Source organism: Streptomyces sp. NPDC093546 (assembly GCF_044765045.1).
Taxonomy (GTDB): Bacteria; Actinomycetota; Actinomycetes; order Streptomycetales; family Streptomycetaceae; genus Streptomyces.
This window is the reverse complement of record NZ_JBIWJG010000008.1, coordinates 285,656-299,737: the sequence shown is the minus strand read 5'-3', so window position 1 is coordinate 299,737 and position 14,082 is coordinate 285,656. Positions and strand designations below refer to the sequence as shown.

The following is a 14,082-nucleotide window of genomic DNA, read 5'->3' as shown; positions in this document are numbered from 1 at the left end:
GTGATGGCGGGTGGCCCGGTAACAGAAGCAAGCCCCAGGTCAACGCCGTACCGCAATGGCCCATCCGTTACTCAGATTGTCGTACCAATACGCTGGATGGAGGACGGGAGCACGCGCAGAACCGCACAGAAGTCCAACACCCGCCCGTCAGGGTGACGTCGTTTCAGGCTCCGATCGGCGTGGCGACACCTCGCCACCTGCGTTTTCCCGGAATTCAGCGCTCCGGTTGCCCGGGGGCGCACACCCCGCCGCCATGGTCGCCGCCCGGCGCGGAAGGGACGTTCCGCGCGCCCGTTTCCCGCTCGCAGTCACCGGGTGAGCACCCTCGCGAACGCCCCCTCCTTCACCGCCGACAGCTCCTCCCACGTGCCGGCCTCGGCGATCCGGCCGCCCTCCAGCACCGCGATCCGGTCCGCCCGGCGGACCGTCGCCGGGCGGTGGGCGATCACCACCGTCGTACGACCCCGCGACGCGGCCGCCAGCGCCGCCGACAGCTCCGCGTCCCCCGCCGTGTCCAGATGGGCCGTCGTCTCGTCCAGGACCAGCACCCGAGGGTTCGTCAGCAGGGCCCGGGCGAGCGCCACGCGCGACCGCTGGCCGCCGGAGAGCGTCGCTCCCCGCTCCCCCACGTGGGTGTCGTAGCCGTCGGGCAGCGCCTCGGCGATCCGGTCGACGCCGCACAGGCGGGCGGCGGCGCGCAGCTGACCGTCCGTCGCGTCCGGCGCCGCCAGGCGCAGGTTGTCGGCGAGCGTCCCGTGGAACAGCGGCGCGTCCTGGCCGACCACCGCGACCGTGCGCCGCAGCTCCTCGTCCGCGAGGTCGCGTACGTCGACGGGTTCGCCGTACGCGCCGACGAGCTCCACCGCCCCCTCCGCCGGGTCCCAGAACCGGGCCAGCAGCGCCGCGACCGTCGACTTGCCGGCGCCCGACGCCCCCACCAGGGCGAGGGTCTCCCCCGCGCGGACCGTGAGGTCGAGGCCGTCGAGCACGGGAGCGCCGCCGTAGTCGAAGCGGACACCCCGCAGCCGGATCCCGAGCGGTCCGGTCGGTGCAGGCCTCGGCGCGGCGGGCGCCGGCGCACCGGCCCGGGCGCGGATCGCCGCGCCGACGCGGGACGCCGCCGCGCGCAGCCCGCCCGCCTGGCCGAGCGCCGCGGCCGAGTCGGCGACCGGCGCCAGGGCGCCGAGCGCCAGGGCCATGGCGGCCGGGGCCCACGCCCCACCGAGCGTGTGCGCGGCCGCCGCGACCACGCCGACGACCGCCGCCACCACCAGCAGGTCGCGCACCGCCGCCGCGCCCGCCTCCCACGCGTGCTCGGCCCGCTGGGCCTCGCCGAGCCGCTCGCCGTGGGCGCGCAGCCCCGCGCGGCGGCGGTCCAGCGCGTCGAACGCCAGCAGTTCGCGCATCCCGTCGACCGTCTCGACCACCTCGGCCGACAGGTCGGCCGCGGCCCGCCGGGTCCGGGCCCCGCGCGCCGCCCGGCCCCGGCCCTCCAGCAGCGGCGCGAGGACCAGCAGCCCGGCCACGGGGAGGACCGGGGCCAGCAGCCAGGGGTCCAGCACGGCGAGGACCGCCGTACCGGCGGAGAACACGACGCCCGAGGCGAGGAGTTGAGCGACGGCGTGCGCGTAGAAGAACTCCAGCGCCTCCACGTCGCCCAGCGCGGCCGCCGCCAGGTCGCCGCTGCGGCGGCCGGCTATCCGGGCGGGCGCGCTGCGGGCCAGGCCGTCGAAGACGCGTATCCGCAGCTCCGCCAGCACCCGGTACGCCAGGTCGTGCGACAGGTCCATCTCGCGCCAGGTGGCCAGGGAGCGGAGGAGCACCAGGGCGATCAGCGCGGCCGTCGTGGCGGCGGCGGGGGCGGTGCGCTCCATGACGGCGGTGCCGACGGTGTGCGCGGCGAGCGTGACCAGCGCGACGAGCGCCGCCTGGTCGACGAGGGCGGCGGCGAAGGTGCGTACCGTCATCGCCTTGTGGGCCGCGAGGACGGGCAGCAGGGCCCGCAGGGCGCCCCGCTCGGGCTTGTCGACGAGATGGGTGCTCATGCCGCCTCCTCGTGGGTGCGTCCGGCGGCGACGAGCCGCGCGTACAGGGAGCTGCGGGCCTGCAGGCTCGTGTGCGTGCCGACCGCGTCGACCCGGCCGCCGTCCAGCACGACGATCCGGTCCGCGTCCCGTACGGAGGCGAGGCGGTGCGCCACCACCAGGCACGTACGGCCGCGCGCGGCGCGGAGCAGCTCGCGTCCGATGAGGGCCTCCCGGCGTTCGTCGACCGCGCTCGTCGCCTCGTCGAGCACCAGGACCGGGGCGTCCGCGAGGAGCGCCCGGGCGAGCGCGAGGCGCTGGCGCTGGCCGCCGGAGAGCGTCGCGCCGCGCTCCCCCACCTGGGTGCCGTAACCGTCGGGCAGGCGGGTGATCTCGTCGTGGACGCCCGCGGCGCGGGCGGCGGCGTACAGCTCGTCGTCGGTCGCGCCGGGGCGCGCCAGGCGGAGGTTGTCGGCGATGGAGGCGTGGAAGAGGTACGTCTCCTGCGACACCACCGCGATGCCGCGGCGCAGCGCGGCGAGCGCGTAGGCGGTGTGGTCGGTGCCGTCGAGCGTCACGCGGCCGCCGTCCGGGTCCCAGTGGCGCAGGAGCAGGGCGACGAGCGTCGACTTGCCCGCGCCGGAGGGGCCGACGACGGCCGTCGTACGGCCCGCTTCGGCGGTGAACGACACACCGCGCAGGGCGGGCGCGGTGGCTCCGGGGTAGGTGAAGCGCACGTCGTCGAAGCGGACGGCCGGGGGGTGGGCGGGGGGCCGCAGGCCGCCCCCGTCCGGTACGGACGGCCGCGCTGTGCGGAGCTCGGCGATGCCGTCGGCGGCCGAGACGCCGAGATAGCCCGCGTGCCACTCGCGCGACAGGTCGCGGACCGGGCGGAAGCACTCGGAGGCCAGCATGAGGAGCAGGTACGTACCGGTGGCGGCGGTCCGGCCGGACGCGGCCGACGCGCAGGCGACCAGCGCGGCGGCGACCGTGCCGCCCTGCACGGCGAGGTCCGTGATGCCGGTGTCGATCAGCGACACCCGCAGCTTGGCGACGGTGGCACGGTGCAGGGCGGCCGACCGCTCCTCCAGGCGCGCGCGGACGCGGGCGACCGCCCCGGCGGCCCGCAGCGCGGGCATGCCCTGCAGCGCCTCCAGGTAGTCGGCGGAGAGCGCCTCGTACGAGCCCCAGTGCTCCTGCCCGCGCCGGGCCAGCAGCTTGTCCCACCAGCGGGGGGCGAAGAGGGCCAGGACCAGGGCCGGGGCGAGGGCGAGGAGCGCGACCGGCTCCACCACGGCGACGGCCAGGAGGAGCAGCGGCGGCAGCACGCAGGTGACCAGCAGCTGCGGCAGGTAGCGGGAGACGTACGCGTCGACGCCCTCGACGCCGTCGACGAGGGTGGCGCGTACGGCCCCGGCGCGGGCGTCCGTGCCGCGGCCGACGGGGCCGAGGGTGCCGAGCCGTTCGAGGAGCGCGTCGCGCAGGCCCGTCCGTACCCGCGCCCCGGCGCGGACGGCGAGCGTGCGCTGACGGCGGGTCAGCACGGCGCGGACGGCGACGGCGGCGAGGACGGCCGCCAGCAGGGCGGGCAGGGTCTCCGTCTCACCGCGCGCGATCCTGGCCAGGGCGAGGGCGAGCAGCACCGCTTGCGCCAGGTGCGTCGCGGCCACGGCCCCCAGCAGAGCGGTCGCCCCGAGGAGGGGGCGGCGCGCGATCCGGGCGGCGCGCAGCAGCTCCGGGTGGAGCATCATGGCCGATGGGTCCCTTCTGAGTGAGCGCCCAGGGCGAGGGCGTGGACGATGTCGGGCGGGCCGCCCGGGCCGTGCTGCCAGGAGCCGACGGGGCGCGAGGCGAGCCCGAGGTGGCCGGCCACGGCCTGGGCCAGGCCCACGGCGTAACCGGCGTGCAGGTGGGTGTGGCGGACGTGGGCCGGGGGTGCGTCGTCGGGGCAGCCGTGCGCGAGCAGCAGGGCGCCCGCGTGCCCGACCCAGTGCTGGCCCGCGGCGCGGGCCGCGAGGGCCTCGGGGGCTGTGTCGGTGAGGAGCCCCCACCGCACCGCGGTCGTGCGGCGGGCCGTCGCCAGGACCACTTCCAGCAGGTGGCGTTCCGGTACGCCTCCGAGGGGCGGTTCCGCGCTGCGGCGCGACAGCAGCGCGGCCTCCGGTAGCGGGGGCGCTTCCGCGCGCCGCCACGTCGCCGCTCCGGGAAGCCCGTCGAGGATCCGCCACGTCTCCTCCAGGACCGGAGGCGGCATGTGAGGCGTCGGCGGGGGCGGGGCCCCGGGCCCGTGGGCCGACCAGTGCTCCAGGACGTCACGCGGGCCGGGTGTCAGCCGGACGGCGGCCAGCGGGTGTTCCGGTTCGGCGCCGTGCCGGTCGGGCGGGAGTCCCGCCGCCCGGGCGAGGAGCGTCACGTCGGCGTCCGGGCACCACTCCGGCGCGCCCGCGAGCGCGAGGGCGGCGGCCGCGTGGCCGGTGTCCAGGAGCAGCAGCGGCCAGGCGCGGTGGCCGTAGTGGGAGACCGTGCGCCGGGCGGTGACGGTCAGGACGGCGACCGCGCCCGGCGGTGCGCCGGCGGGCGCGGTGGTGCGCGCGATCAGGCGGTGGCGTACGGGGTCGTAGGCGTACCGGCCCGGCGGGAGCGGGGTGCCCGGGCCCAGCAGGAGATGGGCGTTGACCGGGTGCAGGGCGCCCGCGGACGCGGCTGGGCGCAGGCGGCCGCCCGCGAGGGACAGCCGCAGGAGCCGGTCCAGGGGCGGCGGGACCGGCCGGGGCTCGCCCGGCCAGGGGGTGACCTGGCGTCCGGCCGGGAAGTCCGGGCCGGGCGGCCGGGGGGAACGGGCTCGGGTCAGGGGGTTCATCACATGTGGGGCGGCGGCGCGAGGGTGAAGTCGGCGGCCGTGGTGGGTGCGTTGGTACGCCAGTGGCGGTCGAGGGCCGCCTCGGCGAAGCGGGGGCAGCCGAGGTAGGCGAAGGCCGCGGGCTGGTTGGGGATCAGGCCGGAGACGAGGACGCGGGCGACGCGCAGGGGCGTCTCCCGGACGTCCTCGGTCGTCAGGTCGAAGGTGAGGATCCGGTGGCCGGCGAGGCGGGCCTCCAGCTCGCCGCGGGTGCCGGCCTTGACGTCGGTGACGGGGACGGTGCCGAGCGACGGGCTTGTGAAGCGGCGCGCGTACGGCGCCATGCGCGGGTCGAGCCACACCTGGACGTGGGCGCCGAGGTCGCGTACGGCGGCGAAGTCCTCGCCGCAGTCGTCGAGGTAGCGGCGGTCGGGGCGGTGGTCGAGGTAGAGGCCGCGGGCGAGCATGCCCGCCTCGATGGCCTGGAAGACCCAGCCGTCGGCGTCGGTGGTGCCCTGGGTGAAGACCCAGGTGTGGACGGCCTCCAGGACGGCCTTGCGGGCGGCTTCGGCCGGGTCGTAGCGGCAGGCGAAGCCGGCGGCGTACAGGCCGCGCGCGGGGTCGTGGACGAGCGCGGCCATGCAGGGCGCGAACTCGGAGGGCATCTCCACGATCCACACGTCGAGGTCGCAGCCCGCGAGGTCGCCGGTCAGGCCGGGGACGCTGGCGGGGTCGATGCCCCGGGTCGGGCCGTCGAGGTGCCACCACAGTTCCAGGGCGTCGCGCTCGACGATCTCGAGGAGCGCGCGTTCGACGGCGTCGTCGAGGCCCTGGCCGGTGGCGATGCCCGCGTAGTTGAGGTGGTGTGTGCGCGGGAGCGAGCGGTGGGCTCCCTGGCGCCAGTTGAGGTGGGTGAGGGCGACCGGGGCCCAGACCTCCTCGCCGTCCTCGGTGCCGCGCGCCCAGAGGGCGGGGGTCTCGGGGGTGAGGGGCCGGTACGGGAACCCAGGGCGGGCGTACTGCCAGGGCGCGTACGCGGGCAGGTCGCCGGGGCCGTACAGGCGCTTGCCCTCGGCGGCGAGTTCGGCGGCGGTGGCGCGGCGCGGCGCGTCGGGGTGGCCGGGCGGCGGGACGCGGTTGCCGCAGTAGCGTTCGACGGCCTCGGCGATGGCCGCGACGCGGGCGCCGGCCGGGTCGCCGAAGGTGGTGCCGAGGGAGACGCGGTCGGCGGGCCAGGCGCCGAACCGGCGGGCGTCGGAGACGTCGGCGGTCATGGCGGTGTAGCGGGGCGGGGCGCCGGTGGGGTGCGGTACGGGCTCGACGCCGCGTATCAGCCCGCAGACCGGGTCCACGAGGGCTTCGATGTTCACGTCTGGATCTCCTGTACGGGGTCGACGGGGCGGGCGCCCCGGACGACGGGGAGGAGCAGGGCGCTGCCCCGGGTGCGTACGGTGCGGTGGGACGGCAGCAGGCGCGTGGCGGTCACCGGGTCCTCGCCGGTGTGCGGGTTGCGTGCGTGTGCCGGGAAGTGGTGGCCCGCGACCTCCAGGCGCAGGCGCGTCCCGGCGGGCAGGCGCCGGGCGAGGTGGCCGAGCGGGACGGTGAAGGGCCCGGGTTCGGTGCGGCGCACGATGCCGGTGGCGAGCGGGTCGGCGCGCCCTTCGGGATCGAGGGCGACGAGCCGTACGGCCCAGTCGGCGCTCGGCGCGTCGGCGGTGGCGTCCAGGGCCGCCTCGGCGGGGCCGAGCAGGTCCAGGGGGCGCGGGAGCGGCGGCGAGAGCAGCAGGCAGCGGTCAGGGGTGCCGTCGGCGGGGACGTCCAGGCCGTCGGAGCGGACCGGGTTCTCGGGGTCGGCGACGAAGTCGGCGCCGCGCAGCAGCCGCAGGCCGGTGCCGAAGGCGTACGGCGTGGGCTGGACGGGCCGGGGGCGGTACCAGTGGTCGCTGCCACCGAGCGCGACCGCGCCGGTGCGGCAGCCGGTGAGCGCGCCGTCGAGTGCGGCGCGGGCCCAGCCGGTGTAGAGGGCGCCGAGGGAGAGGCGGTGCGCGGGGCGGGCCTCGGGCGCCGGTTCGGCGGTGAGCCGGTGGCCCCAGGGGCCGAGCAGCAGCCGGGCGGGGCCCGGCCAGCGCCGCCAGAGCCGCAGGGTGTCCGCGGCGAACGGGTCGCGGGTGCCTCCGACGGCGAGCAGTGGCACGGCGGATGCGGGCGTCTCGCGGCGTGCGGCGCGCCACAGGGCCCGCCAGGCCGGGGAGTCGAGGATTCCGGTGACGGGGAGGTGGTCCAGCGCCCGGGGGGTGGCGGGGAGGCCGCCGTGCTGGGACCACCACCCGACGCGCGCCCGGAGGCGTTCGGGGCCGGTGGTCTCGCGCGCGGTCTCGGCGAGCCCCAGCGCGGGGACGGCGGCGATCACGGCGTCGGCGCCGGGGGTGACGAGGGCGCAGTGGGCGGCGTAGGAGGCACCGGCGGCGACGACCCGGCCGTCGCTCCAGGGCTGGGCGCGGACCCAGTGGAGGGTTGCCTCGCCGTCCGCGCGCTCGTGGTCGCCGTACGGCTGCCAGTCGCCGTCGGAGCCGTGCCGGCCGCGTACGTCCTGGGCGAGCGCGGCGAAGCCGCGGGCGGCCCAGCCGCGCAGCTCGGCGCGGTGGTGGCGGCGGTCGTAGGGCGTGCGGACGACGACGGCGGGGTGGGGGCCGGGTGTCGGGGGCAGGCAGACGTCGGTGGCGAGCCCCTCGATGCGGACGGTGCTGGTCACGGTCGGGCGTCCAGCGGGGCGACGTCCGGCACCGGGAGGACCGGGTGTTCGGTGACGGTGAGGTCGCGCAGGTCGAGGCGGCGCAGGCGGCGCCGTACGGGCAGGGAAGCGCCGCCGGCCCAGGCGAGGAGGTCGCCGGTGAGGAGGGCGGCGGTGAGCGCGGCGGAGGCCTCGGTGTGGCGGCCGCCGTCGGGGGTGGTGTGTCCGGCCCAGTAGGCGGCGAGTTCGCGGTGCGCGGGGGTGGCGGCGAGGCGCCGGAGGCGTACGTGCGCGGAGGTGACGTCGCCGGGGGCGCAGGCGAGGGGCTCCAGCCAGGCGTGGGCGCCTTCGCGGTGGCAGCGCAGGAAGGCGGTGCCGCGGGCGGGGAGCCGGTCGGCCTCGTCCCAGACGCCTTCGGGGGCGGGCCCGTCCAGGCACCAGACGACCGCCGTCCGTGCGGGGTCCTCGTCGCGGTCGGGGAGTTCCTCCCGCACGCGGGCTCCCGCGTCGCGGACGCACCGCGTGAGCGGCCCTGTCAGCCCGGGGTCTCCGAGCACGACCACGGTGCGTCCGTCGAGCGGGGCGGGAGCCTGCGTGCGGGTGGTGTAACCGGCCTCCTCGAAGACGTCGGCGAGGGCTGCCAGTTCGCCGGTCGCCGGGAGGCCGGTCGTCAGATGTGCCAGGAGCTCCGTCTCGTCCACGTCTCCCGTGTTCACCCGCAGGAACGTTCCGTCGGGCGTGCGGACGGCGAGGCCCCGGTCAGGGACGGTGACGAGGGCGACGCCGGGCGCGAGCCGCACGGTGGCCACGAGGTTCCTCCAAGAGAGACGGGCGGGACGGGGACGGGACGGGCCCGCCCGGGAAGGCGATCCGGGCGGGCCCAGGCACGGGTGACGCTGAGGCGGACTTACTCGGCCGCGTCGGCCTCGACGGCGCCGGCAGCGTCGTCGAAGGGGTTCTCGACGAGGGCGTTGGAGTGGGTCGCCGACAGGTGGGCGAGCTGACCCTGCTCGGCGATCGGCGTGAACACCTTGTTCTGCTCCATGAGTTGAGCCTCCGTTTTCTCCGGGTGACCGCGCCGCCGGACCGGCGACGCACTGCAGACACTAATGAATATGATTTTCATTTCGCAAGGGCTGGGCGGAGGGAAGAGGGTGATCTGGGTAACACACGGGCCAGCCACCCTCCGGATCGCGCCCGACCCGGCCCGCGACCCCGAGGACATCGGCGAGCAGGGCCGGGGTGACCACCTCGGCCGGCGGCCCGTCCGCCGCCACCCGGCCGTCCCGCAGCGCCACGATCCGGTCCGCGAACCGCGCCGCGTGCCCCAGGTCGTGCAGCACCATCACCACCGTCAACCCCCGTTCCTCGCGCAGCCGTACGACCGTCTGCATGACCTCCAGCTGATGCCGCAGATCGAGGTACGTGGTCGGCTCGTCGAGCAGCAGGACACGGGTGTCCTGGGCGAGCGCCATGGCCAGCCGCACGCGCTGGCGCTCACCGCCCGACAGCGCGTCCACCGGCCGGTCGGCCCACTCCGTGACCCCCACGTCCGCCATCGCGCGGGCGCACACCGCGTCGTCGCCGTCCCGCAGCATGCCGAGCGGCCCGCGGGCCGCGTACCGCCCCTGGCGTACGAGCTGCCGTACCGTCATACCCGGTACGGCAGGGGCCTGCTGGTGCAGCAGGGCGACCCGACGGGCGGCGGCGCGGCGCGACAGGCGGGCGAGGTCGTCGCCGTCGAGCAGCACCCGCCCGGCGGCCGGTTTCAGCAGCCCGGCGCAGAGCCGCAGCAGGGTGCTCTTGCCGCAGCCGTTGAGGCCGACGAGGGCGACCAACTCGCCCGGGGCGATGGCCAGGTCGACGCCGTCGAGCACCTCGCGGCCCGGGTAGCCGAAGCGCAGCCCCTCGACACGTACGGAGCCGGTGGCCGTGGTCACCGGGTCCAGCAGAACGCTCACTTCCTCACTCCTCACTCGCCGTGCGGCGGCGCGCCACGATCAGCAGCAGCGCCGCGCCCACGCAGGTCGTCAGCGCCCCGGCGGGTACGCTCAGCCGGTCCATGTCCAAGGCCCGCGCCGCCCCTTGCGACAGCCACTGGGCCCCCGCGTCCGCCCCGCCGACCACCACCGCGCCGAGCAGCGCGGCGCCGGGCAGCGCCAGGCGCAGGTCGGCCCCGAAGAGCGCGAACGCGAGGTGCGGCACCAGCAGCCCGACGAACCCGAGCGCGCCGACCGTCGAGATTGCCCCGGCGGTGAGCGCCACGGCGCACACGAGCGCGGCGACCCGCGCCCGGCCGGTGTGCAGCCCGGCCGCAGCGGCCTGTTCGTCACCGCAGCGCAGCAGCGTCAGGGGTGCGGCCAGGGCGTAGGCGGCGACGGCCCACACGGTCGCCCACGGCCACAGCAGGTTCCAGTGGGCCCACACCCGGCCCTCGGTGGAGCCGACGAGCCACTGGACGACGCTGCCGAGTTCGCCGGGGGCGACCAGCAGCATCACGGCCGTCAGCCCGGCGAGCACCGCCGAGACCAGCACGCCGTACACGGCCATCTGCGCCGGATCGCCCTTCTCGCGCCCGGCCAGCAGCCACAGCAGGCTCGCCCCGGCGAACCCGCCCAGGCAGGCGGCGGTCACCACGGCCGCCGGGGACTCCCATCCGGCCAGGCCGAGCCCGGACGCGGCGACCGCGCCGAGCACGGCGCCCGGCGCGACGCCGGTGACCTCGGGACCGGCGAGCGGATTGCGCAGCGCCGACTGGAGGACCGTGCCGGCGAGCCCGAGCGAGGCGCCCGCGGCCAGGGCCACCAGGGTGCGCGGCAGGCGCAGGTGGAGGACGACGTGCCGGGCGGTGGCGTCCCCGCCGCCGCCCAGGACGTCCCACACGCCGGCGGCGGGGACGGCGCGTCCGGCGATCAGCCCGGCGGCGGCCACGGTGCCGACGAGCAGCAGGAGAAAGGTGGTTCGCCGTGCGTACGTCATCGGCGCGACCTCGCTTTCAGCAGGGCGACTCCGGCGGGGACGCCGACGAGCGCCGTCCAGGCGCCGACCGGGGTCTCGATCGGTGCGAGGGCGAGCCGCGCCGGCTGGTCGGCGCAGGCCACGACCAGCGCGCCCCACACCGCCGACCACGGCAGCCAGCCCACCGCGTCCGAGCCCGGGCGCAGCCGCCGCGCCAGGTGCGGCGCGAGGAAGCCGACCCAGGCGACCGGCCCGCACACGGCGACCACCGGCGCGATGAGCAGCACGGAGATCGTGAGCGCCGCGAGCCGCGCGTGCCGGACCCGTACGCCCAGGGCCTGGGCGTCGTCGTCGCCGAGGCGCAGCACGCTCAGCACCGGCGCGCAGAGCACCAGCGCCGGGACGGCCACCACCAGCCAGGGCGCGAGGCCCGTCACGTCGTCCCAGGTGCGGGCGGAGAGGCTGCCGAGGAGGTAGCGGTAGATGAGCTGGAGGTCGAGCTGGTCGGCCAGCACCATCAGGACCAGCAGCCCGGCCTGGAGGGCGGCGGCGACGGCCGCGCCGGTGAGCAGCACGGCGGACGGGCTGCGCCCGAACCCGGCGGCGAGCAGCGTCAGTACGCCGCCGACGGCCGCACCGCCGATGGCGAGGAGCGGCTGCACGGCGAGCGGCACGGACAGCGCGAGCACGAGCGGGGCGGCGACCCCGAGGGCGGCCCCGCTGGAGACGCCGAGCATCTCGGGGACGGCGAGCGGGTTGCGCAGCGCCTCCTGGAGGACGAGCCCGGCGGCGCCCAGGCAGGCGCCGGCGACCAGCGCCAGTACCAGCCGGGGCAGCCGCAGTTCGGTCACGATGACGCCGTCGAGCCCGTCCCCGCCGAGCGCGTCGGCGAGCACGGCGGGCGGCACGTACGGCGTACCGAGGCAGAGGGCGCTGCCGACGACCGCCAGCGACAGCACGGCGGCGGCGACGGTGAGCTGGCGCGCGCTCACTTCAGTGCGGCCGTCGCCTCGTCGAGGACGATGCCGAGCGACCGGGTGCCGCGGCCCTTGGCCCAGACCTCGGAGTCGACCTCGTGGACGTCGCCGTTCTTGACGGCCGGGATGCGCGACCAGAGCGGGTTCTTGGCGAGCTTGTCGGACAGCTTGCCGTCGGACGGCCCGCCGAAGGAGAGGGTCTCGACGAACATCACGTCGACGTCGGCGGCGAGGATCTCCTCCATGCTGTACGTGCCGTCGACGCCGCGGCTCTTCCACGGGTAGTCGGCGATCTTCGGGAAGAGACCGGCGGCGACGTCGTTGCCGGGGGTGGCGACGCCGAAGTTCTCGTCGCTGCCGAAGATGATCAGCGCGGTCTTGTCGCTCTTGGCGCTCTCCGCCCGGGCGAGCTTGGCCCGGAAGGCCTTCTCGGCCGCCTCGCCCTGCTGCGTACGCCCGGTGAGGGCCGCGAGGTCGCGCAGGTAACCGACACTGTCCTCCCAGCTGTTGGGCTGCACCGGCCAGAAGACGGTGGCGCCCTTGAGGGCGGGGGCGAGCTTGCCGTGCGTGTCCTCCAGGCCGATGACGAGGTCCGGCTTGTACGACAGGATCGCCTCGGCCTCGGGGGCGAGGAACCCGCCCGGTACGACGGGGACCTTCGCGGCCTTCTCCTTGCCCAGGAACTTCGGGTGGGCGAGCAGCTTGGAGTTGGTGGCGGCGGGCGTCATGCCGAGCTCGGCGAGCATGTCGTCGCAGAGCGCGACGAGGCAGACGACGCGCTGCGGCGGCGCCTTGGTGGTGACGGTGACGCCCTTGCCGTCGGTGACGGAGCGCGCGGCGGTGATGGGCTCGACCTCGACCTCGGTCTTCGCCCCGGCCTTGGCGCCGTCCTCGGCGCCGCCCTTGGTGCTGTCGGCGGCCGAGCCGCAGCCGGCGAGCAGCGTCCCCATGACGGCCGCGGCGGCCCAGCGGCGCACGGTGATTCCCAGCGTCCTGCGTGACATATGGCTCTCGGTTCTCTGTCTCGGTCCCGGGGCGGGATCGGGCGTGCGGCAGAGGCGCCCCGGGCCGCTCCCCCACCACACAGATGTGCCACATGATAATCATTATCAACAATGTCGCCGTTCCACCACCCTTTGGGAGCCCCGTCATGCCCCTCGCACCGCGCCTGCTGGTAGCCGATCAAGTCGCCGGACGCATAAGCGTGTTGGACCTGCCGGACGGCCGCGTCTCGGGTGTCGTGGAAGGCCGGCACCTCGCCGAGCACGCCGGCTTCCTGGCTCTGCCCGGGGGCCGCTGGGCGTTCGTCGACGACCTGGCGGGCGAGCTCGTCGTCCTCGACCCGTACGGTCCCGACGCGGGCCGTCCGCTCGTCGCGGCGACCGCGCCGGTGGCGATCCCGGCCGAGCACCTGGCCGTCGACCCGTCGGGGCGGTACGCCGCGGTCACCACGGGCCTGGGCCGCAGCTGGGAGCCGTGGTCGGACCTGCTGACGGTGGTCGACCTCGACGGCGGCCGGTCCGTCCGGGTCCGTACGCGGGTGGGCGAGCCGGGCGTCACGGTGCTGGGCGGACCCGAGGGGTCCGGCGAGCCCGGCGGTGCGCTCCTCGTCCTGCGGCACCGGGAGCCCGGCGCGCTGGCCGCGTACCGGTACGACGACCTGCTGGCCGCCGCGCCCGCGTGCCCGCCCGCGACGCCCGCGTACGAGACGGAGCTGCCCGACCACGACGGCCACGGCGACGCCCACGACCCGCTCACGGGACGGCTGTTCGCGGCCGCCGGCTCCGGGGTGCACCGCGCCCGGCGCGAGGGCGACCGGCTGGTGGCCGAGGAGCCGCTGCCCTGGGCGGGCCCGGGGCGCGGCTACTACCTGCGGCTCGATCCGGTACGCCGGGTGCTGTGGTCCTGCGTACGCGGCGGGCCCGCCGACCCCGGGCGGTGGCCCGAGTGGACCAACGACGCCTGGTTCCACGCCCTCGACACCGGGCGCACCGGGCGCGTGCCCCTCGGCCCCGGCCTGGTGTTCCGGCTCGCGGTCGCCGCGCGGCACGTGGCGTACGCGCGCGTCCACCCGGACGGCGACGAGCTCGTGCTGCTCGACCGCGACGCGCCGCGGGTCGTCGCCCGCCGGCCGCTGCCGCCCATGGACGGCGCGCCGAGGCGCGGCGCCACGCCCTGGGACGGGGTGCAGCGGCGGGCGATCGCCGCGTCACCGGGCGCGGACCTCGTCGCCGTCACCCGGGGCGGCCACGGCGAGGTTCACCTTTTCGACGGAACCGAGCCGGTGGCCACGTACACCCTGCCGACCCCTCTCGACGACGGCGGCCATCTGGCGCTGACGGCCCCGGGGGACGGCGCCTGCGGCGACCCGGTGGGCCGCTGAGGGGCTGCCGAGGGTTGCCGAGGGGCACACGGCGGGCGCCGCTGAGGGTGGCCGGCCGCCCACTGATTGTGAATCAATTCACCTGACCCTCTTGGCCGGGCGTGCCGATCCGTGCTGAGATGCCGTCCGGACCATTCGTCCGCACTCAACAGCTCGATGGCGCGCTCGGG

Annotated in this window: 12 protein-coding genes; 1 reads left to right on the top strand and 11 read right to left on the bottom strand. The window is 76.8% G+C overall.

Annotated elements, in window-relative coordinates; genetic code table 11:
* Positions 1 to 308: 308 nt before the first annotated feature.
* The 11 genes from ACIRNI_RS20325 to ACIRNI_RS20275 all read right to left on the bottom strand — a co-directional run bounded on the left by ACIRNI_RS20325 (position 309) and on the right by ACIRNI_RS20275 (position 12,533).
* Entirely contained in the window at positions 309 to 2,045 is a 1,737-nt protein-coding gene (locus tag ACIRNI_RS20325; RefSeq protein WP_403552824.1) for an ABC transporter ATP-binding protein, read from the bottom strand.
* Positions 2,042 to 3,775, bottom strand: a complete 1,734-nt coding sequence (locus ACIRNI_RS20320; RefSeq protein ID WP_403552822.1) for an ABC transporter ATP-binding protein/permease — start codon at positions 3,773 to 3,775, stop codon at positions 2,042 to 2,044. Before ACIRNI_RS20320 ends, ACIRNI_RS20325 begins: the two co-directional genes overlap by 4 nt.
* The gene (locus ACIRNI_RS20315; protein WP_403552820.1) at positions 3,772 to 4,884 is read right to left on the bottom strand and encodes a hypothetical protein; all 1,113 of its coding nucleotides are present in this window, start codon (positions 4,882 to 4,884) and stop codon (positions 3,772 to 3,774) included. The genes ACIRNI_RS20320 and ACIRNI_RS20315 overlap by 4 nt, the downstream gene beginning before the upstream one ends.
* Positions 4,884 to 6,233 carry a YcaO-like family protein gene (locus tag ACIRNI_RS20310; protein WP_403552818.1) on the bottom strand — a complete coding sequence of 450 codons (1,350 nt, stop codon included), beginning with the start codon at positions 6,231 to 6,233 and terminating at the stop codon, positions 4,884 to 4,886. The genes ACIRNI_RS20315 and ACIRNI_RS20310 overlap by 1 nt, the downstream gene beginning before the upstream one ends.
* Positions 6,230 to 7,615: a CocE/NonD family hydrolase gene (locus ACIRNI_RS20305; RefSeq protein ID WP_403552816.1), complete on the bottom strand. Its 1,386-nt coding sequence runs from the start codon at positions 7,613 to 7,615 to the stop codon at positions 6,230 to 6,232. The genes ACIRNI_RS20310 and ACIRNI_RS20305 overlap by 4 nt, the downstream gene beginning before the upstream one ends.
* Complete coding sequence (locus ACIRNI_RS20300; RefSeq protein ID WP_403552814.1) at positions 7,612 to 8,403, bottom strand: hypothetical protein; 792 nt, start codon at positions 8,401 to 8,403, stop codon at positions 7,612 to 7,614. The genes ACIRNI_RS20305 and ACIRNI_RS20300 overlap by 4 nt, the downstream gene beginning before the upstream one ends.
* A 98-nt stretch (positions 8,404 to 8,501) precedes the next feature.
* Positions 8,502 to 8,639: a streptamidine family RiPP gene (gene amiA / locus ACIRNI_RS20295; protein WP_403552812.1), complete on the bottom strand. Its 138-nt coding sequence runs from the start codon at positions 8,637 to 8,639 to the stop codon at positions 8,502 to 8,504.
* 61 nt (positions 8,640 to 8,700) lie between these two features.
* Positions 8,701 to 9,555, bottom strand: coding sequence for an ABC transporter ATP-binding protein (locus ACIRNI_RS20290; RefSeq protein WP_403552810.1), 855 nt, complete (start codon positions 9,553 to 9,555; stop codon positions 8,701 to 8,703).
* Positions 9,556 to 9,559: 4 nt separating this feature from the next.
* A complete protein-coding gene (locus ACIRNI_RS20285) occupies positions 9,560 to 10,573 on the bottom strand; it encodes a FecCD family ABC transporter permease (RefSeq protein ID WP_403552808.1) in 1,014 nt (337 codons plus the stop codon).
* Positions 10,570 to 11,502, bottom strand: a complete 933-nt coding sequence (locus ACIRNI_RS20280; RefSeq protein WP_403552871.1) for a FecCD family ABC transporter permease — start codon at positions 11,500 to 11,502, stop codon at positions 10,570 to 10,572. The genes ACIRNI_RS20285 and ACIRNI_RS20280 overlap by 4 nt, the downstream gene beginning before the upstream one ends.
* 38 nt (positions 11,503 to 11,540) lie before the next feature.
* Complete coding sequence (locus ACIRNI_RS20275) at positions 11,541 to 12,533, bottom strand: ABC transporter substrate-binding protein (protein ID WP_403552806.1); 993 nt, start codon at positions 12,531 to 12,533, stop codon at positions 11,541 to 11,543.
* Between the two features lie 146 nt (positions 12,534 to 12,679).
* On the opposite strand from ACIRNI_RS20275, the gene ACIRNI_RS20270 reads away from it, so the two are divergent.
* Positions 12,680 to 13,912 (top strand): hypothetical protein, encoded by a 1,233-nt coding sequence (locus ACIRNI_RS20270; RefSeq protein WP_403552804.1) that lies wholly within the window; start codon positions 12,680 to 12,682, stop codon positions 13,910 to 13,912.
* The last annotated feature ends 170 nt before the right edge of the window (positions 13,913 to 14,082 follow it).